The following is a 21,265-nucleotide window of genomic DNA, read 5'->3' on the forward strand; positions in this document are numbered from 1 at the left end:
GTGCGTCCCCTTATTTCTTTTTCTTACGGAACATGTCGAGCATGCGTCCGGTAACAGCGAAACCGCCAAAAATATTGATGCTGGCAAGAAAAGCCGCCACCGCACCGAGTACGCTGGTGGGCGTGATGGCTTGCAGCGTGCCGTCAGCGGCAGGGATATACACCGCTTGCAGCATCGCGCCGACAATAATGATGCTCGACAGCGCATTGGTCACCGCCATTAATGGCGTGTGCAGTGCGGGCGTTACGCCCCAAACAACGTAGTAGCCGACAAAAATTGCCAGCACGAAAATGGTGATAATTTCCATGATGATTTTTTCTCCGCGCTGAAATTAATTAGGCTTTTTGTAGATGACTTGGCCGCCGTCGACAATGATTGTCGGCTTCACCATTTCATCTTCACGATTGAGCTTCAACGATTTACTTTCTTTATCGTGCATCGGCTCTAAAAAATTCACCATGTTGCGTGCGTACAGCGCAGAAGTTTCTGCAGCAACCAAAGCGGGAATATTGGTTTCGCCAATAATTTTTACGCCGTTGGCTGTGGTGACTGTTTTGCCAGACTCTGAACCTTCAACATTGCCACCCGTTGATGCGGCCATATCGACAATCACTGAACCGGGTTTCATTTTTGCAACGGTTTCTGCTTTCACCAACACCGGCGCTTTGCGGCCAGGAATTTGCGCGGTAGTGATAACGATGTCGGCATTGCTGACCGATTTATCCACCACGACCGCTTGATCGCGCACATACTCTGGCGACGGCACCCACGCGTAACCACCCGTGCCCAGCGCTTTGGCTTTTTCTTCTTCACTCATCGGCACATCCATCCATTTACCGCCGAGTGATTCCACTTGTTCTTTCGCCGCAGGACGCATATCTGACGCTTCAACCACTGCACCTAAACGCTTCGCCGTGGCAATCGCTTGCAAACCGGCAACACCCACGCCGAGCACAACGACGCGCGCCGGTTTTACCGTACCCGCTGCGGTCATCAACATCGGGAACATGCGTTGATATTCATTCGCCGCCATCAACACCGCTTTGTAACCGGCGACATTCGCTTGCGAAGAAAGAATGTCTGAACTTTGCGCGCGCGTAATACGAGGAATCAACTCCATCGCTACACAAGTTAAACCTTTTGCTGCGTAAGTATCGAGATTGTCATTCGCGTGCGGTGCAAATGCCGCCAGCACAATCGCACCTGATTTCATCAAGCCCGCTTCTTCAGCCGTTGGCGCGACAACTTTTAATACGATGTCGGCATCTTTCACAGCATCTGCTGCAGAGGATGCAACGCTCGCGCCCGCTGCGGTGTACTGCTCATCGGGATAACTCGCCGCAACACCCGCGCCGCTTTGCACCACGACTTCGTAGCCGAGTGCGGTGAATTTTTTTGCCGTCTCCGGCGTGGCTGCAACACGGTTTTCACCGGCTGCCGTTTCTTTGATAACGCCAATCCGCATGGGGATCTCCCTTGGATGTTGCTTGAAAGGCGGCGAGGATACACAAAAAGCACTGATAGCTCCAACAGAAAAACCGAAAACGATGCACGCTAGACCGTTGATTCACAAACTTTTTTTGTAGTTTTTTTACAGCTATGATGCTCGTTCTTCCATTCCTTTTTTGATGGCTACCATGCATTTCCAGCATATTTTCTACAGCGTCGATGAACACATCGCCACAATCACTCTCAATCGCCCCGAAGTGCTCAACGCCTACACCCCCGATATGGGCGATGAAATCGTGGCTGCCTTTCGCGCCGCAGAAAAAGATAAGGGGGTGCGCGCCGTGATTTTGACGGGAGCGGGCGAGCGCGGTTTTTGCGCCGGTGCCGATCGCGTCTACCTGCAAAAGCCCTTGCCAGAAGGCACGCGCTTGATTGGCGATGAAGAGCTGATTCGCTCGTTTCCGCTGGAGCTAGCCAACTTTCCCAAGCCGACCATCGCCGCCATCAACGGTCATGCGGTGGGCATCGGTATGACCATGATCCTGCCGGTGGATATGCGTGTGGCAGCCGACCACGCCAAGCTGTCCCTCAACTTCGCCAAGCTGGGCATCATGCCAGGGTTAGGGAGCACCAACTTACTGCCGCGTATCGTCGGCATGGCGAAGGCGCAAGAGCTACTGCTGACCGCCCGCGCCCTGACCGCCAAAGAGGCGGGTGAGATCGGCTTGGTCAACCATGTCGTGCCCGCCGACAAACTGATGGCCAAGGCGCGCGAGCTGGCCTTGCAATGTGCGGAGTGCAATCCCGCCACGCAGAAGTTCATCAAACGCGCTTTGCATTTTGGAGCCGCCACTTCCTTGGAAGACGCGCTCGCCAATGAACAGAACAGCGTGCCCTTGTTGCGGGCGGAGCAGTAGGCATAGCTCAGCGGACTGATTCCTCCCTCTTTAAACACGGCCTCTTTGCCACAATATACAGCTACAATTCTCCCCCTCGTTTTTCCTGCCCCGAGATTGCTCATGCAAGATGTTTCGCTCGACGATAAGTACACCCTCGAATCCGGCCGCATTTTTATCACCGGCTCTCAAGCACTGGTGCGCCTGCCCATCATTCAACGCATTCGCGATGAAAAAGCGGGCTTGAATACCGCCGGTTTTATTTCCGGTTATCGCGGCAGCCCACTGGGCATTTACGACTTGCAGTTGTGGAATGCGAAAAAACATTTGGAAGATCATCACATTCATTTCGAGCCCGGTGTGAATGAAGATTTAGCGGCGACTTCCGTGTGGGGTTCGCAGCAAGTGAATTTAATTGACGGCGCGAAATACGACGGCGTGTTTGCGATTTGGTACGGCAAAGGCCCCGGTGTGGATCGCTCGGGCGATGCCATCAAGCACGGTTCTTACAGCGGCACTTCGCAACACGGCGGTGTGTTGTGTTTGGCGGGTGACGACCACGGTGCAAAATCTTCTACGATTGCACATCAATCCGAGCACGCGTTTTTACATTTTTCGATGCCGGTGTTGAACCCTGCCACCGTGCAGGATTATCTCGATTTTGGTTTGTACGGTTTTGCGATGTCGCGCTATTCCGGTTGCTGGATTGGTTTTATTTGCGTCACCGATACCGTGGAATCTTCAGCATCTATTTATGTTGATCCGCATCGCGTAGAAATTAAATTACCGGAAGATTTTACTGTCGAGCCGGGCTCACTGAGCAGCGCGTTTGGCGTGATGCCGCTGATTGCAGAAAAACGACAATTTCAACAGCGCTTACTCGCCGCGCAAGCCTTTGCGCGCGCCAATAAACTCGACAAAGTGGTGCTCGGTGGCAAAAACAAAAAGCTCGGTATCGTCACCACCGGCAAAGCGTATTTGGATGTGCGCGACGCACTGGAAGAATTAGGCGTTGATGAGGCGCGCGCCGAACAACTCGGCATTGCCATTTACAAAGTGGCGATGACTTGGCCGTTAGAACCACAGGGCTTGCGCGAATTTGCTGACGGCTGCGATGAACTGTTGATCATCGAAGAAAAACGCTCATTCATGGAAGATCAAATCGCCAAAATTTTGTTCAACTTGCCTGCAGAAAAACGCCCGTTGTTGACTGGCAAATTTGATGAAGTGGGCACACCCTTAGTGCCATCCGAAGGCGAATTGGATGCATCAACCGTTGCACGCATTATTGGTGATCGTTTACTGAAGCGCGTTGCTGATGAACAAATCGAAAATTATTTGAAACCGAATGCTTGCGGCGTGATTGCAGCAAGTGGTGCAACCAATTTAATGCGTATGCCGAGCTTCTGTTCTGGCTGCCCGCACAACACCTCCACCAATGTGCCGGAAGGTTCAATTGCGATGGGCGGCATCGGCTGTCACGGCATGGCGGTGTGGTTGCCAGAGCGCAAAACCAAATCGCTGTTCCAAATGGGCGGTGAAGGTGCACCGTGGATCGGTCAAGCGCCGTTCACCAACACCAATCACATTTTCCAAAACTTGGGCGATGGCACTTATTTCCACTCCGGCTTGCTCGCCATTCGCGCCACCGTTGCGGCAAAAGTGAATATCACGTTCAAAATTTTGTTGAATGGCGCTATCGCTATGACAGGCGGCCAGCCAATTGAAGGCTCGCATTTGGAAGGCGAAATCACTGCACCGGAAGTGGCGCATCAAGTGACCTCCGAAGGCGCGAAAAAAGTTGTACTCGTTTCTGACGATATTGAAAAACACGACCGCAGCAAATTCCCGCCGCACACCGAGTTTTATCATCGCGATCACCTCGATGAGGTGCAGCGCGAATTGCGTGAGATTCCCGGCACCACCGTGATCATTTACGATCAAACTTGTGCCACAGAAAAACGCCGTTTGCGTAAACGCGGCAAATTTCCTGATCCCGATAAAAGAATCTTTATCAACGAATTGGTGTGCGAAGGTTGCGGCGACTGCTCGGTGCAATCCAACTGTATCGCCATCGAACCGATTGAAACGGATTTCGGTCGCAAACGCCGCATCAATCAATCGTCATGCAACAAAGATTACTCCTGCCCGAAAGGTATGTGCCCGAGCTTTGTCACTGTGCATCGTGGCAAACCACGCAAAATGAAAAAAGGCGCAGCCACCGCGCAATTGGAAGCGGATCTGTTTGCACATATTCCGCAACCAACACTGCCGAGTTTGGAACAGCCTTCTAACATTTTGATCACCGGTATCGGCGGCACTGGCGTAGTTACCATCGGCGCGCTGCTCGGTATGGCATCGCATTTGGAAGGCAAAGGTGTTTCTTGTTTGGATGTGGTGGGTCTGTCGCAGAAAAACGGTCCTGTCACTAGCCACATTCGTATCGGCAAAACGCCAGAAGATTTGCACGCCGTGCGCATCGCGACACAGCGTGCCGATTTAATTCTCGGTTGCGATATTGTGGTTACTGCCGGCATGGAAGCGATATCCAAAATTCAGAAAGGTCGCACCAACTTGGTGGTGAATAGTTTTGTCGCACCGACCAGCGAGTTTGCCTCCAATCCAAACTTGGATTTGTCCAGCTCGACCATGGAAAAAGCGCTGCAAAACAACGCCGGTGTTGAACACACTTTCGTGATTCCCGCTGCGCAATTAGCCACCGCGCTGTTCGGCGATGCGATTGCCTCCAACTTGTTCCAAGTCGGTTTTGCGTGGCAAAAAGGCTTCATCCCGCTGTCGCTGGAATCCATTATGAAAGCGATCGAAATGAACGGCGTGTCGGTGGAAATGAACAAGCGCACCTTCCAATGGGGACGCATGGCGGCACACGACATGAGCAAAGTGTTGGAAGCGGCGCGTCCACAAATGATGGGCGAGTTGGAAGTCAAACCGAAAACTCTGCCCGAATTGATCGCGCATCGCATGACGCATCTCACCGGCTACCAGAACGCCGCGCTGGCAGAAAAATACAAGGCGCTGGTCGAAAAAGTAGCCGCCGTGGAAAAAGAAAAATTCGGCAGCGACGAGTTGGCAAAAGCGGTAGCAACCTACTACTCGAAATTGTTGTCCTACAAAGATGAGTATGAAGTTGCGCGTTTGTACAGCAGTGGCGAATTCCGCAAAAACTTGGAAAAACAATTTGAGGGCGACTACGAGTTAGAAGTGCATCTCGCACCGCCATTGTTGTCGCGCCGCGATCCGCTCACTGGTCGTTACAAAAAAACTACTTTCAACGAAGGTATGTTCAAAGCGTTTGAAGTGTTAGCGAAATTCAAATTCCTGCGCAACACGCCATTCGATATTTTTGGCTACTTCCCACACCGCAAAATGGAGCGCGAGTTGATCACGCATTACGAGCAATTGGTCAACGAAGTGTTGTTGCCAAAACTCAACGCAGACAACTACGCCACCGCCATCAAAATCGCAAAATTGCCAGAAGAAATTCGCGGCTACGATGTGGTGAAAGATGAACACATCGCTCGCGTACGCGTGAAAGAACAACAATTGTTGGCGGAGTTTAATAACCCGACCAAGCCACAAGTGGTGCAGTTAGCACAGGCGGGTTGATAACAACCCTAGGCGGACACCTCAAACAGCCTGCGTCAATGTAGTGTTGTTTGAGGTTGGTTGTTGTGCGTTAGCTCAGCTCTCAACTGACAAGTAAAGAGACATGTCTTATCAATCACTGATAAAAGCGCGGCTTACGGATGATATAGAACAGAGCCGTAAGGGATTGTAGTTGCCTTTGTGTAAATCGAAACATGGAATAAATCATGGCTAGTGCCACTATAAAAATATTTTTAGCGCATGGCGACCCCAAAAGACTGCGAACTGCAGAGCTCTCAAATTGGACAGGGAAAGCTGTTGCTGGACCAAGAAGTGAATTTGATGGTGTCTTAGCAAGAACGGAATCAAGTAATTCAGGCATTTACTTTTTAACAGGTAGTGACCCCGATACAGGCAATCCAGCTCTGTATATTGGAGAAGCAGAATCTATTAAAGACAGGGTCAAAAGCCATCTCGAAAAAGACTTTTGGAATCAAATAGTTTTTTTCATAAGCAAAGACGAAAATCTAACCAAAGCGCACATTAGATACTGTGAAGGTCGCTTAATCGAAATTGCCAAAAACGCAGGCAGAGCTGTCATTAAAAACAGTCAGGGTAGCGGCTCAAAACTGCCGGAATCTGATCGTGAGGAAATGGAGGTTTTCCTAGAGAAAATGCAACAACTTCTTCCTGCGCTTGGTGTGGAACTTTTGGTTCCCGCTATATCTGTAGAAGAAAAAGCCTCGCCTAAAGATTTGCTGTCTTGTGAAATAAAAGGGGTTAAGGCAATGGGTTATTTAACGCCCAATGGAATTGTTGTGTTAAAAGAGTCCCAAGCTGTATTAACACCAAGAGACTCCTCAACAAAATATCCATGGGCAACGAATCTTCGAGAGAAGCTGATGTCCGAAGGTAGTCTCGTTGAAAATGGAGATCATCTTAAGTTTGTAAAAGACGTTGAGTTTACCAGCGCAAGTGCCGCCGCCGCTGTTATTCAGGGCGGTCAAGCAAACGGTTTAACCGCTTGGAAAAACCAACAAAACAAAAGCCTGAAAGAGCTTGAATCTGTATAACAAGCCGGTAATTTTTATTCTTCCTCCGGCAAAATAATCTCCGCCACTTTCCAATCCAAACCCTGACGGCGCAGCACAACACGCAAGCCTTTTTTCTTGTCTTCCACTTCAAAACGATTGCTGGATTTGTAGCCCAGCGCGACATCATCTAACGGTTTTTCTTTTTCAGGTTCGCTGGCTGCATCTATTGTGGCGCCGTCTGTCGGCATAACAGTGGGGTTCTTTTTCTTAAGCGAAGGTTTTTCGCCGGCCATCAACTGCGCAACGCCCGCCGGTGTGACATAAGCATCCACCATCTTGTCGACGATGGGTCCCGCAAACGCCATGCCGAGCGCAGCGAAGGGATTGTCTTTCATATCATCGCCTTGCATTTTTCCCATCAGCATCGCATTCAACTGATCTTTCAAACTCTGGCGCACGCTGGGGTAATCAATGTGATCAGACAATGCAGAACTATCGTGATTTTTTACTGCATCGCGAATTTGATAAACGGTGATGTAGGGCAGCGCCACGATGTAAGCGAGTACGAGTAAAACTGGAATGGCGATCAGCGTTTTTTTCATACAATAATTCCTTTCATTCTGAATGTTTTTATTTCAATTTATTGTGCCGCTTCAGGTGTGAATTCAACAACCACCATATCTACCGCAGCGCGCTGTAAAGTTTTTTCGTTCAAACTGCCATCGCGATTGTGTTTTACGCCGTAGATCATCGTATCGCGTGGAAACTTGGCAAAATAATAGCGCAGATGATCCAATACGCGATCCATATCATTTTCCAACACGCAGGCATGATAAGCGCTGGTTTTTCTTTGGATGAGTAGCGACACTTCTGCTCCGCCGCGCAAATTGTGCCACCAGCGAATATCCTTCACGGTGAAGCAGAGAATCATGTCACCGCGGCGCACATAACGCACCGGCGTGGTGATGGTTTTGCCGCTTTTTCTGCCGGTCATGGTGATCAGCATAATACTGCGACTCAACATGCCGTGCAGCGGATAGCGCAGCACCGTGCTAATCATCGGGTTGAGCAGTTTATAAAAAATGCGCATGCTTATTTTCCTATGCAAAAACTACCGAAAATTTTGCCCAGCAAATCATCGCTGCTCACCGCGCCGGTAATTTCACCCAAATAGTTTTGCGCCAGTTTTAAGTCTTCCGCTAGCAACTCACCCGCGCCCGTTGCGTGAAACCGCTGCTGAGTTTGCACCAACAAATCGGCTGTGCGTTGCAGCGCATCCACATGTCGCGCGCGCGCGCTGTAACGCCCTTCGCCTGCACTGCTGAGACCCGCCTGCTGACGCAGCCGCGCACGCAAATCGGCTATCCCCGCGCCCGTTTTTGCCGAGACGCAAACGCTGTCTTGCGCGGCTTCCGGCGACAAACCACTAACATCGATTTTGTTTTGCACCACGAGCGTTGGTACGGCAGGGCGCGCGTGCGGTGTGACTTCGCGCCACAAAATATCCGGCTGCTTTTCCGTGGTTTTACTGCTATCAACCAACAACAACACCAAATCGGCGCGTTCAATTTCTGCCCACGCGCGACGAATGCCTTCTTGTTCGACGATATCATCGCTGTCGCGCAAACCGGCGGTGTCGATGATGTGTAGCGGCAGACCATCGATAGCAATGTGCTCGCGCAACACATCGCGCGTGGTGCCGGCTATGTCGGTGACGATAGCGGCATCGCGCCCCGCCAGCGCATTCAGCAAACTGGATTTACCGGCGTTGGGTTTGCCCGCGATCACGACTTGCAGCCCTTCACGAATCACTGCGCCCTGCTTGGCTTCTTGCAACACATCATCTGTTGCCGCAACAACGGCAGCGAGTTGCGCAGCAACGGTTTTATCGGCGAGAAAATCGATTTCTTCTTCGGGAAAATCCAGCGCCGCTTCCACATACATACGCAAGCGCAACAACTGCTCCACCAACTCATGCACCGCGTTGGAAAACACACCCTGCAAGGAGTGCAGTGCATTGCGCGCCGCTTGTGCAGAACCGGCATCAATTAAATCGGCAATCGCCTCTGCCTGCGCGAGATCGATTTTTTCATTGTGAAACGCGCGCTCAGAAAATTCACCCGCACGGGCAATACGCGCGCCGTGTTGCACGCAAGCCTGCAAAAGAAGATTTAACACTTGCGGCCCACCGTGGCCTTGCAGCTCCACCACATCTTCCCCGGTAAACGAGGCCGGAGCGGCAAAATACAGCGCGATACCTTCGTCGATTACGCCGTTGGCATCTAAAAACGCGCAAAAAAAAGCGCGGCGCGGCTGTAGTGTTTTTTGTGTGATGGCTTCGCCGATCGCTTTGGCTTTTGCGCCGGATAAACGCACCACACCGATACCACCCTTGCCAGGGGCGGTGGCAATGGCGGCGATGGTGTCGCGATCCAGCATCATGTTTATTTTGCCTGCGCTTTTTCCAGCGAGCGATAAACCCAGAATTGGTGCGACATAGAGATCAAGTTATTGACCAACATGTACAACACGAGACCGGCGGGGAAAAACAAAAACATGCCGGTAAAAATAATCGGCATCCACTGAAACACTTTTTGTTGCATAGGATCAGCCGCTGGCGGATTCAACTTCTGCTGCACCCACATGGAAATACCCATCAAAATCGGCAACACGAAATAAGGGTCTTGCACCGAGAGATCGACTATCCAGCCGTAAAACGGCGCTTGGCGCAGCTCTACACTTTCCATCAATGACCAATACAACGCGATAAATACCGGCGTTTGAATAATCATAGGCAAACAGCCCAACATCGGATTGGCTTTTTCTTTTTGATACAGCTTGAACATTTCTTCGCGTAACTTGTTCGGATTGTCGCCGTACGCTTCTTTCATTTCTTGCATTTTCGGCGCGAGCTTTTTCATCACCGCCATCGAGCGATAACTCAGTGCCGATGGCCACAAGAAAATTGCTTTTACGCACAGCGTCAAACCAATAATCGCCAAGCCCCAGTTGCCTACCAAGGAGTGTATCCAATGCGTTAAGGCAAACAGCGGTTTGGCTATCCACCACAACACGCCGTAATCCACAGTGAGATCTAAATACGGCGCTAATTTTTCCAAACGCTTCACATCTTTTGGGCCGACATAAAATTGTGCGCCGACACTAGCTTCTGCACCGGGCGCCACTTCCATGCGCGGCCCAGTGAAACCGAGAAAATACATATCATTTTTTTCGTCGTGCTTGGTGAAAAAGCTATTAGCGGCAGCGGCATCAGGAATCCATGCACTGACAAAATAATGCTGCACCATAGCAATCCAACCGCCGGTTCTTTTTTCTTTCAGCGGCTCTTTTGCCATGTCGCTGAAACTCATTTTCAAATAATTTTTTTCAGCCGTTGTTGTTGCGCCACCAAGAAATGGACTGATGCCTATCGCGCCGCCCGTGCTTACGGGTTGATGTGTGTCGCGCTTGATTTGCCCGTAAAAATAGGCACTCCACGGTTGCTGCGTTGTGTTCTTCACCACATAAGACACTTGCACCAAATGTTCGCCGCGTTGCAGTGTGTAGCGTTTAATAATGTTCGCGCCCGTTGTATCGGCAAGCTGCAAATCCACCACTAAGGTTTCAGCATTTTCTGCCAAGTCGTAGCGCGTTTGTTGCGCAATGTATTTCGGGCGCTCGTTACCTTTATCGATACCGTTATCGCCAATCAAACCACTTTGCGCGATATAGGTATTGGTGTTGGTGCGCGTTAACACCACAAAAGGATGCTCGGGCTCGTTGATTTTTGCCGGATAGTCGCGCAGCGCGGCCATCACAATATCGCCACCTTCGGTATCGATTTTCAAATGCAATTTATCACTGTAAACATCAATAATTTTTGCGGCATCGAATGTCGCGCTTGTTGGTGCTGCCGCTGCTGTAACGGCATCGGGTGCTGCGGGCGCTTCCGAAGTGTTCGTAACCGGTGTTGCTGGTGTATCACTCAGCGCGGGCGATTCTGTGTTCGCAATTTGTTCCGCGTTGGCCTGCACAGGTTTATGCACCTGCTGAAATTTATTCCACTCCACCAACAGCATCAGTGAAACAGCAGCTATAGCGACAATCAAAACGGGGCGTTGAAAATCCATCATTAAAATCTACGGTTGGTTAGAAGAAGGAGGTGTTGGCGCATCTGGCACAGGATCAAAACCACCCGCGTGCCAAGGGTGGCATTTTAGGATGCGCTTTGCACCAAGGTAAGAGCCTTTAGCTAAGCCATGCTTTTCAATGGCTTCATGCGTATAGCGCGAACAGCTGGGGTGAAAACGGCAGCGATGCGGTAGCAATGGGCTGATACCGTCACTGTAAAAACGCAAGATAGCTAAAGCGGGTTTTTTCAGCGCACCACTCATGCGTTTTCCTGCTGCTTTTTTTTCTGCTTCAGTAAACGCTGCCACTGCGTATCAAACAGCGCTTTCATTTGCGTGTTATCCAATTTCCCCAAGCCTGGACGCGCCAGAGCCACAATATCCAAGCCAAATAATGCTTGCTGATGATGGCGAAAACTTTCTCGCAACAATCGTTTGACGCGATTGCGCTGTACGGCGAGGCGCACATGTTTTTTGGCGATCACCAAACCCAAGCGCGCCGAGCCGTTGATTTGTATTTTGGCTAGTAGCAAAAGTGATGGGTGCGAGGCTTTCAGCGTGTTGTGATCAAACACCGCTTTAAATTCTTGTGGCAACAACAGGCGCTGCTGCTTACTGAATCGAAGGCTGGAAATCGAGGGGGGGAGGGTTGCGTTTACTTGACCCACTGGCAGCACGCCAGCGGGTTGATCGTCAGTGGACACACGAAAGCCTGTGGCTGTGTGTCGCGGCGTGACAGCGATTAGACCGTCAGCTGTTTGCGGCCTTTGGCGCGACGACGGCTCAATACGATGCGGCCATTCTTGGTAGCCATGCGCGCACGGAAACCGTGTGTACGCTTACGCTTCAGAACGCTAGGTTGGAATGTACGCTTGCTCATGGCTGCACCTATTAACTGTCTGTGGAACTGGCGCCCCACCGTACAGGTGCAGCGTCGATAAAAAAGAGGCGGCATTCTACAGAACAGAGCCAACACTGACAACACCTAACCATAATAATGGTCAATGAATCATTCCTGTGTGTAAAACAACACTTTATCCACAGATTATTCTCATCTTTCAAGCAGGTTTTTCCCTTGAGTCCCTCTATAAATACGCCATAATGCCTGCCCTAAGGCTTTCTGTGGATAACCCGTCTGCAAAACCGGTCTGTTTCGCCCCTCTTTTTTACTTTAGGACGACTATGCAAGCCCTATGGAGTCACTGCCTTTCTCGCTTACAAGATGAGCTGCCCGGCCAACACTTCAATACTTGGATCCGCCCTCTGCAGTGGCAGCCCAACGAATCGAATACTCGACAGCTGACGGTTGCGGCTCCTAACCGCTTCATTGCTGACTGGGTAAGCAGTAAGTATTTGTCTCGCATACAGGATTTATGTCGAGAAGCTTGTGAGCGCGAAGGCGTCGAGTGCATTGTTGATGTCGTGGTACAGGTTTCATCTACCGGCGCTCGCCCTTTATTTATCGCAAGCGCAGCAAGCTCTGAACCGGTGTCAGCCACTCCTGTGAGCGCGGGTACTGTTGAACCTGCCCCTACACCCATTACGCTTCATTCCTCAGCACCTACTGCCGTATCTCGCATCGTCCTGCCCAATATGCCTCAAGTAGAGGGTAGCTTGAGCCACGAAAGCAACATCAACCCCAACAACACATTCAGCAATTTTGTCGAAGGCAAATCAAACCAGTTAGCACACGCCGCAGCCTTACAAGTGGCAGAAAATCCTGGCGGCTCTTATAACCCTCTGTTTATTTACGGGGGCGTGGGTTTAGGTAAAACACATTTGATGCATGCCGTAGGAAACGCACTACTCGCAAAAAATCCCAAAGCGCGTGTGGTGTATTTGCATTCCGAACGCTTTGTTGCCGACATGGTTAAAGCGCTGCAATTAAAAGCCATGTCAGAGTTCAAACGCTTTTATCGTTCCGTTGATGCTCTACTGATCGATGACATTCAATTTTTTGCACGCAAAGATCAATCACAAGAAGAATTTTTTCACACTTTCAACGCCCTGCTTGAAGGTGGAAAACAAATTATTGTTACCAGTGATCGCTATCCCAAAGAAATTGATGGTTTAGAAGAACGCTTGCGCTCACGCTTTGGCTGGGGGTTAACCGTCGCTGTTGAACCGCCAGAGTTGGAAACACGCGTCGCTATTTTGATTAAAAAAGCCGATGAAGCGGGTGTACGGCTATCATCCGATGCTGCATTTTTTATTGCGCAGCGTATTCGTTCTCATGTGCGTGACTTAGAGGGCGCATTAAATCGTGTGATTGCTCACGCAAAATTTACCGGTCTGCCTATTGATGTCGATTTAATTAAACAATCGTTAAAAGATTTGTTGGCGCTGCAAGATAAATTAGTCAGCATCACGAACATTCAATCTACCGTTGCTGAATACTACAAAATCAAAACCAGCGACTTGATGGCAAAACGACGCAATCGCTCGGTAGCGCGTCCGCGACAAGTGGCCATGGCTTTATCCAAAGAACTGACCAATCATTCACTGCCAGAAATTGGTGATGCTTTTGGTGGACGCGATCACACCACAGTGTTGCACGCTTGTCGTAAAATAAAAGAGTTACGCGACAGCAGCGCCGACATGCGCGAAGACTACAAAAAATTACTGCGCGCGCTGACCACATAAAACAAACATAAAGCACTGACAGAACGCCATAACACTGACAAAATACGCCGCTAAATCATTCAGGCATCGGGAGCCGAACACATGCAATTCACTATCCAGCGCGAAGCCCTTTTGAAACCTTTGCAATTGGTTGCAGGTGTAGTCGAACGCCGCCAAACACTACCCGTGTTGAACAATCTGTTGCTGGTACTGCGCGAAGGCGAGCTGGCGATGACTGGTACCGACCTCGAAGTGGAGTTGGTGGGTCGCGTGCGTGTGGATGACGAAATTCAAGCCGGTGAAATCACAGTGCCTGCACGCAAGTTATTAGACATCGTCAAATCACTGCCCGATAGCACGCCAGTTAATTTTTCTCTTGAAAATCAACGAGTTACGATAAAATCTGGCCGCAGCCGTTTCACGCTATCCACCCTGCCCGCCTCTGAATTTCCTGCGGTGGAAGACAGTCCGAATACACTGAGTTTTTCGCTGGAGCAACAACAGCTCAAACGCTTAATCGACGCCGTATCTTTCTCCATGGCGCAGCAAGATGTGCGCTACTACCTAAATGGCATGCTGCTGGAAATCACGCCGGAGTTTATCCGTACAGTGGCCACCGACGGTCACCGCTTGGCGCTGTGTACTTTGCAAACAGCCATTGAAGGCGCAACGGCGCGACAATCGATTCTGCCGCGCAAAGGCGTGATGGAATTAGTGCGCTTTCTGGCAGACAGCGATGCGCAGGTGCGCGTGCTGCTCGGCAGCAACCATTTACGCGCTCAAACCGACGACTTCACTTTCACCACCAAATTGGTGGACGGTAAATTCCCTGACTACGAACGCGTACTGCCACGCGGCGGCGGCAATTTGATTCAAGCTGTGCGTCAGGAATTGCGTCAGGCTTTCGCTCGCGCCGCCATTTTGTCTAACGAAAAATATCGCGGTGTGCGCCTGATTTTAGAACCCAGCCAACTCACCTTGGTAGCCAACAACCCCGAGCAAGAAGAAGCCGAGGAAATCGTCACTATCGATTACGAAGGTGCCGGCTTTGAAATTGGCTTCAATGTCAGCTACTTGGTCGATGTACTCAATGCACTAGGTGGCGATTCCGTGCGTATTTCTCTAGCGGATGCTAATAGCAGCGCGCTGGTGGAATCGGCCAATAACTCCGATGCGCTCTATGTTGTTATGCCGATGCGTCTGTAAGTTTTGGCCTTTACTTCTTTCTTAAAATCCTCGCAGCAAGCGTAAACTACGACTGCTGGCTGTGACCATAAAACGCTTACAAATCAATGGGGTGCGCAATTTAGAGCAAGTGCTAATCCCCCACTGCGGCACGATCAATGTGCTTACGGGTGCCAATGGCAGCGGCAAAACCAGCGTGTTGGAATCGCTGTTTATCTTGGCGCGAGCACGCTCTTTTCGCAGCGCTCAGTTCAATACCGCTATCAATCATTTAGCTACACGCTGTGTTGTGTTTGCCGAAATGGCCGATAACTCTACCATGGGTGTGATGCGTTCACGCAGTGAACAACAACTGTTCAAAATCAATGGCAACCCTGTTCACTCTGCTTCACAACTGGCTGATGCCCTACCCCTGCAACTTATCGACGCTGAATCCTTCTCTCTATTAGAAGGTGGCCCCAAGGTTAGGCGGCAGTTTTTGGACTGGGGTGTGTTTCACGTGGAACAAGAATTCCTGTTTCATTGGCGACGCATCCAGAAAGCCATCAAGCAACGCAATATCTTGCTGCGCCGTGGTAAGGCCAATAATGGTAGAATAGCAGAGCAAGAAATTGCACCTTGGGATGCAGAATTAGCGCTCTGCGCAGAGAAAGTGGATGTGATGCGCGCGCACTATATTCAACGCCTGCGGCCTATTTTTTTGCATTTATTGGGGGCTTTGATCGACTTAGAAAAACCGGAAATTCATTACCGCCGAGGTTGGGCTGATGGGGTTTCCTTGGATCAAGTGCTTCATAAAGAACGAGAGCGGGATACGCTACACGGCAATACGCATAGCGGTCCACAGCGCGCAGATTTAGTAATACAGATTGGGGGACGAGCAGCAGAAGATGTGCTGTCTCGTGGACAAGAAAAATTATTGGCCTGTGCTTTGCGTTTAGCCCAAGGGGTTTTGTTACATGAAATAACCGGCAAAACCTGTATCTATTTAGTAGATGATTTGCCAGCAGAGTTAGATATGCAAAAACGACGGCTCTTATGTCAACAACTCAGCGTAATGCGCAGCCAAGTTTTTGTAACTGCCACTGATCCAGAAAGTTTATTGGATTGTTGGCCCAATACACCAGAAACACAATGGTTTCACGTGGAACAAGGTCGAGTCAGTAATTTAGCCTCACCTTCTTTTGTTGCAGCAGGAAGTTAAAGGTAGTGACGATGAGCGAAGAAGTAGAACAAACCAACGCACTGGAAGATAACGGCGGTTACGATTCCTCCAGTATTCAGCAATTGGAAGGTTTAGAGGCTGTTCGCAAGCGCCCAGGTATGTATATCGGGGACACATCTGACGGCACAGGTCTGCACCATCTGGTATTTGAGGTTGTTGATAACTCGATCGATGAGTCTTTAGCAGGTTACTGCGACGATATCCGCATCACAATCCACACCAATAACTCCATCACTATTTCCGATAACGGCCGTGGTATTCCACCGGGCGTAAAGATGGATGATAAACATGAGCCCAAGCGCAGCGCTGCCGAAATTGCATTGACTGGCTTACACGCAGGCGGCAAATTCAACCAAAACAGCTATAAAGTTTCTGGTGGTTTACACGGCGTTGGCGTCAGCTGTGTCAATGCGTTGAGTAAGTTCCTGCGGCTCACTGTGCGGCGTGATGGCAAAGTGCATACACTGGAATTTAGCCGAGGCGCTGTCATTGATCGTGAAATAGTTGAAGTAGACGGCATTCCTACTTCGCCGATGAAAATCACTGGGCAAACCGATAAGCGTGGTACGGAAGTCACTTTCTTACCCGATACGGATATCTTCGTTGAAAACAACAACTTTCATTACGATATTTTAGCCAAGCGCCTGCGTGAGTTATCTTTCTTGAATTCCGGTGTTCGCATCGTTTTGAAAGATGAGCGCAGTGGGCAAGAAGAAGTTTTTCAGTACGAAGGTGGCCTAGCAGCGTTTGTTAGTTACCTAAATACCAATAAAACACCCTTGAGCAATGTATTTCATTTTTTAGTTCCACAAAGTGAACAAGCCAGCGGTATTGGTGTAGAAGTAGCTTTGCAATGGAACGATAGCTATCAGGAGAATGTGTACTGCTTCACCAATAATATTCCCCAACGCGATGGTGGCACGCATTTGCAGGGTTTTCGTACGGCATTAACTCGTACGCTCAATAATTACATGGAGAAAGAAGGTTTACTCAAGAAAGAAAAGATAAACACTAGCGGCGAAGATATGCGCGAAGGTTTAACTGCCATCGTCTCCGTAAAAGTGCCAGATCCTAAATTTTCTAGCCAGACCAAAGATAAGTTAGTGTCTTCGGAAGTGACCAATGTGGTTGCCTCCACCATGAATGAAAAATTTGAAGAATACCTATTAGAAAATCCAGCCGCTGGAAAAACGATCATCAGTAAAATCATTGACGCGGCTCGCGCTCGCGAAGCTGCGCGTAAAGCCCGTGAAATGACACGCCGCAAAGGTGCTTTGGATATTGCTGGGCTGCCTGGAAAATTGGCAGATTGCCAAGAGAAAGACCCAGCCCTCTCTGAATTGTATTTAGTGGAAGGTGACTCAGCGGGCGGCTCGGCCAAACAGGGTCGCGACCGCCGCACGCAAGCCATCCTCCCCTTGAAAGGCAAAATTCTGAATGTAGAGAAAGCGCGCTTCGACAAAATGCTCTCCTCGCAAGAAGTTGGCACGCTGATTACGGCCATGGGTTGCGGTATCGGTAAAGATGAGTTTGATCCGGCTAAATTGCGCTACCACAGCATCATCATCATGACGGATGCCGATGTCGACGGTTCGCACATCCGCACCCTGCTACTGACTTTCTTCTTCCGCCAAATGCCAGAGTTGATCGAGCGCGGACATATCTATATCGCGCAACCACCACTGTATAAAATTGCAAAAGGCAAGCAACATCAATACCTTAAAGATGAGCAAGCGCTAACAAACTATCTAACACAAGCAGCATTGGATGGTGCGAGTTTGCATGTCAACGCGCAGGCGCCAGGCATTAGTGGCGCAACACTGGAAACCCTAGTGAATGAATATCGCAGTGTAATGGCAATTATCGATCGCTTATCACGCCTCTACCCGCCCGCTGTGTTAGAGACTTTGATTGACCAACCCGCCCTCTCCGTTGCACAACTGAGTCAACGCGAAGCGGTGCAAGCTTGGTGCGAACAGCTACAAACGGTATTGGAGCAAACTGCTAACGGCAGCCACCGTTTTGATGTGAATGTGTACGAAGATAAAGAGCGAAACTTGTTTCTACCTGCTGTGCGCATCACCGCACACGGTGTACCAATGGAGCATTTATTGGAGCGCGACTTCTTTGCTTCGGGTGAATATCAACAGGTTGTTAAACTCGGCCAGCAATTGCAGGGCTTGTTGGAAGACAGCGCCTATATCAAACGCGGTGAAAAGACCTCCCCTGCTACCAATTTCAAACAGGCTTTGGAGTGGTTGATGGATGAGTCGCGCAAGGGCCATACCATTCAGCGCTACAAAGGTTTGGGTGAGATGAACCCCGATCAGTTATGGGAGACCACCATGGACCCTGCCAGTCGCCGTATGCTGCGCGTGACGGTTGATGATGCCATTGCCGCTGACCAGATATTCACCTGCCTTATGGGGGATGCTGTAGAGCCGCGCAGACACTTTATTGAAACCAATGCATTGGCGGTTGCTAACCTCGATATTTAATTCCACCTAACACAAAAACTAAAGGCTGCTTTATGCGGCCTTTTTTATTTCAAAAAATATCCTTCACTATTAATTTAAAATATTTATATTAAGTATATATATGAATTTATGGTGGTAGTTATTAAGTAGTCAATTTCTGTGGAAAACTCGGTTTTATCCTGTATTAGTAAGTGTTTCACGGAAGGATAATTGTGGGAAAAAATGACGATATCCTTAAAAATAACTGTGTGAAGAAATTTGGAAAAAATAGAAAAAACTCAATAAAAAAAGTTATTCCATTTTTGAATTAGTTTTTTCACGGTTAATGCACAGCCACAAAAGAATAACTGTAGTTATCAACAACAGGTTGTGGAAAGTATGGTAGTAAAGTTAACGATCTAGCGGCGACAAAACTCCACCGGGACCTCTGTTCAGAACATGGGTGTAGATTTGCGTGGTTTTGACATCGGAGTGGCCTAACAGCTCTTGCACTGTGCGGATATCACTGCCGCTTTCGAGTAGGTGTGTAGCAAAAGAGTGGCGCAAAACATGAGGAGTAACGGGTTTGAGCAGATTTGCCTGTTGCGCGGATTGTTTCACATGGCGTTGAACGCGTTTGGGGTCTAAATGGTGTCGTCCACGATGGCCGGTTAAAGGATCGACAGAAAAACCGGCAGCGGGGAATACATATTGCCAACCGGGCTCGATGGGAGCGTTGGGATATTTACGGGCAAGAGCGTAGGGCAGCCAAACACTGCCGTAGCCGATGGCAAGATCTTCCTGATGTAGTGCTAGTGCCGTGCAAATTTGTACCTGCAAATCATGGCGCAGTGATTGAGGGAGTAGAGTGACGCGATCTTTGCTGCCTTTGCCATCACGAACGAGAATTTCATTGCGCTGAAAATCTAAATCTTTAATGCGTAGGCGCAAGCCTTCCATCAAGCGCAAGCCCGTGCCGTACAGCAATTTACAAAAAAAACGCAGCAGGGGGTCATCAATGGCAATAAACAGTGCGCGCACTTCATGTTGATTTAAGACGACTGGCAGATGTCGAGAGGGCTTGGCGCGGACGATGCCGTCGAGCCACGGCAACTCCATGAGCAATACTTCTTTGTAAAGAAAGAGTAGGGCTGCTAGCGCTTGATTTTGTGTGGAGGGTGAAACTTGTCGATCGACTGCGAGGTACGATAAAAACGCTTCAATTTCAGCGGCAGCCATTTCGCGCGGATGACGCTTGTGATGGAACAAAATAAAATTGCGAATCCATGCGATATAGGATCGTTCTGTGCGCAGAGAATAATGTTTAACACGAAGCCGCTGACGAACCTGTTCTAGTAGTTTTGGCGCGACAACAGGGGTGACATAATCTGTCGTAGATTCTTCCGACATAACGTCCTTGTCCTTCTATAACTTGTTGATGTATAAAGGTCTCCTTGACCTTTCGGCGCGAATTATACACCATGAAAAAACATTACACACCAAGCGTTCAAAATAACGCTGTCGTCGAATTATAGTTAGATAACAACGGACACCGCGCGCAGTAACGACTGAAAAAATGTGCGGCGAAAATCGTCGGCAAATTGAAGAGATTTCCTACAAAAAAATCAGAAAAAGCTGGCAGACTTTCAAACTTATTTCAGCTACCCTGAGTCCGCTTTGCGTCGCTCAAGCGAGCTTAGAGCGAACGTCAAGCCTGACCACAGGGTAGTGAGCTTTCAAATCTGCACTGTGCTGTTTTTCCGAGATTTACCGTAGTCACTACGAAAAGGCCGAACGATGAGCAAGCGAGCTTTAGTGGTAGATGGCACTTGGTCGTCATCTAACAAGTCGTTAAAGCGGACTGTTTTGGTCGGCGCATGCTTCGCATGTTATTCGCCGCCAAAAGCGTTGCGCGCACTTTGTGCGCTACACTCACCCGCTTAACTCCCGTGTTAGCTGCCGTGGGTTGCTTCCACATGATCCCGAGGGTATGATAAATCGTCATACTTGAAGGGGTTGTTCACATGAGCCAGACCAAGGTAGCTATAACAATCGAAGAAGGGGTTCTTGCCAGAATAGATGCTTTGGTAAAAGGGCATGTATTCAGCAATCGCAGCAAGGCTATCCAGGAAGCTGTGCAGGAAAAGCTTGAGCGCTTGGAGCGCAACCGCTTGGCAGAGGAATGTGCAAAACTTGATCCGGCCTTTGAAAGGGCAATGGCAGACGAGGGGTTGTCTGAGGAGTTGGCGGCATGGCCAAAATATTAAGAGGCGAAGTTCGGTGGGCAGATCTCAATCCAACCGTAGGGAGAGAGCAGTCAGGTGAGCGCCCAGTTCTTATCCTGAGCCAAGATGTATTTAATGAGCGTTCTGGCACAGTCATCGCAATGGCGCTTACCAGTCAGGAACAGCGTGCAGGGTTTCCATTGACCTGCGAAATTCTGAAATCAAAATTACCTAAGCGTTCTTGGGTCAAGATCAGCCAAATTCGCACACTTTCCACAGAGCGCATCGGCAAGAAAATTGGTGTCATTAATCCCGAAGAGCTTGCGCATATCATTGAAGGGCTGAATGAAATTATCGGCAGCTAACAAGTCGCTCAAGTTGTTCGCTGCGCTCACTGGACTCGCGGCTGCGCCGCTCGCCCCTTAGCTTATCGTTAG

19 protein-coding genes are annotated in these 21,265 nt (G+C 49.5%); 9 read left to right on the forward strand and 10 right to left on the reverse strand.

Going from position 1 to position 21,265, the window contains the following annotated elements; genetic code table 11:
- Nucleotides 1-10: 10 nt before the first annotated feature.
- Together R3E63_01910 and R3E63_01915 are read right to left on the reverse strand one after the other, a co-directional pair.
- Complete coding sequence (locus R3E63_01910; protein ID MEZ5538717.1) at nucleotides 11-310, reverse strand: proton-translocating transhydrogenase family protein; 300 nt, start codon at nucleotides 308-310, stop codon at nucleotides 11-13.
- Nucleotides 311-331: 21 nt separating this feature from the next.
- On the reverse strand, nucleotides 332-1,465 hold the full coding sequence (locus tag R3E63_01915; protein ID MEZ5538718.1) for a Re/Si-specific NAD(P)(+) transhydrogenase subunit alpha: 1,134 nt from the start codon (nucleotides 1,463-1,465) through the stop codon (nucleotides 332-334).
- 172 nt (nucleotides 1,466-1,637) lie between these two features.
- Between R3E63_01915 and R3E63_01920 the strand changes: the two genes are divergently transcribed.
- The 3 genes from R3E63_01920 (at nucleotide 1,638) to R3E63_01930 (ending at nucleotide 7,024) form a co-directional block, all read left to right on the forward strand.
- Nucleotides 1,638-2,366, forward strand: a complete 729-nt coding sequence (locus R3E63_01920) for an enoyl-CoA hydratase/isomerase family protein (protein MEZ5538719.1) — start codon at nucleotides 1,638-1,640, stop codon at nucleotides 2,364-2,366.
- 102 nt (nucleotides 2,367-2,468) lie between these two features.
- The gene (locus tag R3E63_01925) at nucleotides 2,469-5,972 is read left to right on the forward strand and encodes an indolepyruvate ferredoxin oxidoreductase family protein (protein ID MEZ5538720.1); all 3,504 of its coding nucleotides are present in this window, start codon (nucleotides 2,469-2,471) and stop codon (nucleotides 5,970-5,972) included.
- A gap of 206 nt (nucleotides 5,973-6,178) precedes the next feature.
- The gene (locus R3E63_01930) at nucleotides 6,179-7,024 is read left to right on the forward strand and encodes a GIY-YIG nuclease family protein (protein ID MEZ5538721.1); all 846 of its coding nucleotides are present in this window, start codon (nucleotides 6,179-6,181) and stop codon (nucleotides 7,022-7,024) included.
- 14 nt (nucleotides 7,025-7,038) lie between these two features.
- Here R3E63_01930 and R3E63_01935 read toward each other — a convergent pair whose 3' ends face one another.
- The 7 genes from R3E63_01935 to rpmH are packed head-to-tail and all read right to left on the reverse strand — an operon-like array spanning nucleotide 7,039 to nucleotide 11,995.
- Complete coding sequence (locus R3E63_01935) at nucleotides 7,039-7,587, reverse strand: DUF2939 domain-containing protein (protein MEZ5538722.1); 549 nt, start codon at nucleotides 7,585-7,587, stop codon at nucleotides 7,039-7,041.
- A 38-nt stretch (nucleotides 7,588-7,625) separates the two neighbouring features.
- Nucleotides 7,626-8,075 (reverse strand): nitroreductase/quinone reductase family protein, encoded by a 450-nt coding sequence (locus R3E63_01940; GenBank protein ID MEZ5538723.1) that lies wholly within the window; start codon nucleotides 8,073-8,075, stop codon nucleotides 7,626-7,628.
- Between the two features lie 2 nt (nucleotides 8,076-8,077).
- Nucleotides 8,078-9,427 (reverse strand): tRNA uridine-5-carboxymethylaminomethyl(34) synthesis GTPase MnmE, encoded by a 1,350-nt coding sequence (mnmE, locus tag R3E63_01945; protein MEZ5538724.1) that lies wholly within the window; start codon nucleotides 9,425-9,427, stop codon nucleotides 8,078-8,080.
- A 2-nt stretch (nucleotides 9,428-9,429) separates the two neighbouring features.
- Nucleotides 9,430-11,118, reverse strand: a complete 1,689-nt coding sequence (gene yidC, locus R3E63_01950; protein ID MEZ5538725.1) for a membrane protein insertase YidC — start codon at nucleotides 11,116-11,118, stop codon at nucleotides 9,430-9,432.
- 6 nt (nucleotides 11,119-11,124) lie between these two features.
- A complete protein-coding gene (gene yidD, locus R3E63_01955) occupies nucleotides 11,125-11,379 on the reverse strand; it encodes a membrane protein insertion efficiency factor YidD (protein ID MEZ5538726.1) in 255 nt (84 codons plus the stop codon).
- Nucleotides 11,376-11,819, reverse strand: coding sequence for a ribonuclease P protein component (gene rnpA / locus R3E63_01960; protein MEZ5538727.1), 444 nt, complete (start codon nucleotides 11,817-11,819; stop codon nucleotides 11,376-11,378). Before rnpA ends, yidD begins: the two co-directional genes overlap by 4 nt.
- Before the next feature lie 38 nt (nucleotides 11,820-11,857).
- Nucleotides 11,858-11,995: a 50S ribosomal protein L34 gene (rpmH, locus tag R3E63_01965; protein ID MEZ5538728.1), complete on the reverse strand. Its 138-nt coding sequence runs from the start codon at nucleotides 11,993-11,995 to the stop codon at nucleotides 11,858-11,860.
- A gap of 302 nt (nucleotides 11,996-12,297) precedes the next feature.
- Between rpmH and dnaA the strand changes: the two genes are divergently transcribed.
- The 4 genes from dnaA to gyrB all read left to right on the forward strand — a co-directional run bounded on the left by dnaA (nucleotide 12,298) and on the right by gyrB (nucleotide 18,645).
- A complete protein-coding gene (gene dnaA, locus R3E63_01970; protein ID MEZ5538729.1) occupies nucleotides 12,298-13,758 on the forward strand; it encodes a chromosomal replication initiator protein DnaA in 1,461 nt (486 codons plus the stop codon).
- An 81-nt stretch (nucleotides 13,759-13,839) separates the two neighbouring features.
- Nucleotides 13,840-14,943 (forward strand): DNA polymerase III subunit beta, encoded by a 1,104-nt coding sequence (dnaN, locus tag R3E63_01975; GenBank protein ID MEZ5538730.1) that lies wholly within the window; start codon nucleotides 13,840-13,842, stop codon nucleotides 14,941-14,943.
- A gap of 61 nt (nucleotides 14,944-15,004) precedes the next feature.
- On the forward strand, nucleotides 15,005-16,126 hold the full coding sequence (recF, locus tag R3E63_01980) for a DNA replication/repair protein RecF (GenBank protein MEZ5538731.1): 1,122 nt from the start codon (nucleotides 15,005-15,007) through the stop codon (nucleotides 16,124-16,126).
- Nucleotides 16,127-16,167: 41 nt separating this feature from the next.
- Complete coding sequence (gene gyrB / locus R3E63_01985) at nucleotides 16,168-18,645, forward strand: DNA topoisomerase (ATP-hydrolyzing) subunit B (GenBank protein MEZ5538732.1); 2,478 nt, start codon at nucleotides 16,168-16,170, stop codon at nucleotides 18,643-18,645.
- 369 nt (nucleotides 18,646-19,014) lie between these two features.
- On the opposite strand, the gene R3E63_01990 is transcribed toward gyrB, so the two are convergent.
- The gene (locus tag R3E63_01990) at nucleotides 19,015-20,013 is read right to left on the reverse strand and encodes an integron integrase (protein ID MEZ5538733.1); all 999 of its coding nucleotides are present in this window, start codon (nucleotides 20,011-20,013) and stop codon (nucleotides 19,015-19,017) included.
- A gap of 614 nt (nucleotides 20,014-20,627) precedes the next feature.
- Between R3E63_01990 and R3E63_01995 the strand changes: the two genes are divergently transcribed.
- The gene (locus tag R3E63_01995) at nucleotides 20,628-20,870 is read left to right on the forward strand and encodes a ribbon-helix-helix domain-containing protein (GenBank protein ID MEZ5538734.1); all 243 of its coding nucleotides are present in this window, start codon (nucleotides 20,628-20,630) and stop codon (nucleotides 20,868-20,870) included.
- Entirely contained in the window at nucleotides 20,855-21,193 is a 339-nt protein-coding gene (locus tag R3E63_02000) for a type II toxin-antitoxin system PemK/MazF family toxin (GenBank protein MEZ5538735.1), read from the forward strand. Before R3E63_01995 ends, R3E63_02000 begins: the two co-directional genes overlap by 16 nt.
- Nucleotides 21,194-21,265 lie beyond the last annotated feature (72 nt).

The sequence above is a fragment of the Pseudomonadales bacterium genome (assembly GCA_041395665.1).
Classification (GTDB): domain Bacteria; phylum Pseudomonadota; class Gammaproteobacteria; order Pseudomonadales; family UBA7239; genus UBA7239.

Bases quoted from the DNA above. Each gene is read 5' to 3' on its own strand.
- R3E63_01925 (MEZ5538720.1), top strand. From the start codon at position 2,469: ATGCAAGATGTTTCGCTCGACGATAAGTACACCCTCGAATCCGGCCGC.
- yidC (MEZ5538725.1), bottom strand. From the start codon at position 11,118: ATGATGGATTTTCAACGCCCCGTTTTGATTGTCGCTATAGCTGCTGTT.
- R3E63_02000 (MEZ5538735.1), top strand. From the start codon at position 20,855: ATGGCCAAAATATTAAGAGGCGAAGTTCGGTGGGCAGATCTCAATCCA.
- R3E63_01920 (MEZ5538719.1), top strand. From the start codon at position 1,638: ATGCATTTCCAGCATATTTTCTACAGCGTCGATGAACACATCGCCACA.
- yidD (MEZ5538726.1), bottom strand. From the start codon at position 11,379: ATGAGTGGTGCGCTGAAAAAACCCGCTTTAGCTATCTTGCGTTTTTAC.
- R3E63_01940 (MEZ5538723.1), bottom strand. From the start codon at position 8,075: ATGCGCATTTTTTATAAACTGCTCAACCCGATGATTAGCACGGTGCTG.
- rpmH (MEZ5538728.1), bottom strand. From the start codon at position 11,995: ATGAGCAAGCGTACATTCCAACCTAGCGTTCTGAAGCGTAAGCGTACA.
- mnmE (MEZ5538724.1), bottom strand. From the start codon at position 9,427: ATGATGCTGGATCGCGACACCATCGCCGCCATTGCCACCGCCCCTGGC.
- R3E63_01990 (MEZ5538733.1), bottom strand. From the start codon at position 20,013: ATGTCGGAAGAATCTACGACAGATTATGTCACCCCTGTTGTCGCGCCA.
- R3E63_01935 (MEZ5538722.1), bottom strand. From the start codon at position 7,587: ATGAAAAAAACGCTGATCGCCATTCCAGTTTTACTCGTACTCGCTTAC.
- dnaA (MEZ5538729.1), top strand. From the start codon at position 12,298: ATGCAAGCCCTATGGAGTCACTGCCTTTCTCGCTTACAAGATGAGCTG.
- dnaN (MEZ5538730.1), top strand. From the start codon at position 13,840: ATGCAATTCACTATCCAGCGCGAAGCCCTTTTGAAACCTTTGCAATTG.
- R3E63_01930 (MEZ5538721.1), top strand. From the start codon at position 6,179: ATGGCTAGTGCCACTATAAAAATATTTTTAGCGCATGGCGACCCCAAA.
- R3E63_01915 (MEZ5538718.1), bottom strand. From the start codon at position 1,465: ATGCGGATTGGCGTTATCAAAGAAACGGCAGCCGGTGAAAACCGTGTT.
- R3E63_01995 (MEZ5538734.1), top strand. From the start codon at position 20,628: ATGAGCCAGACCAAGGTAGCTATAACAATCGAAGAAGGGGTTCTTGCC.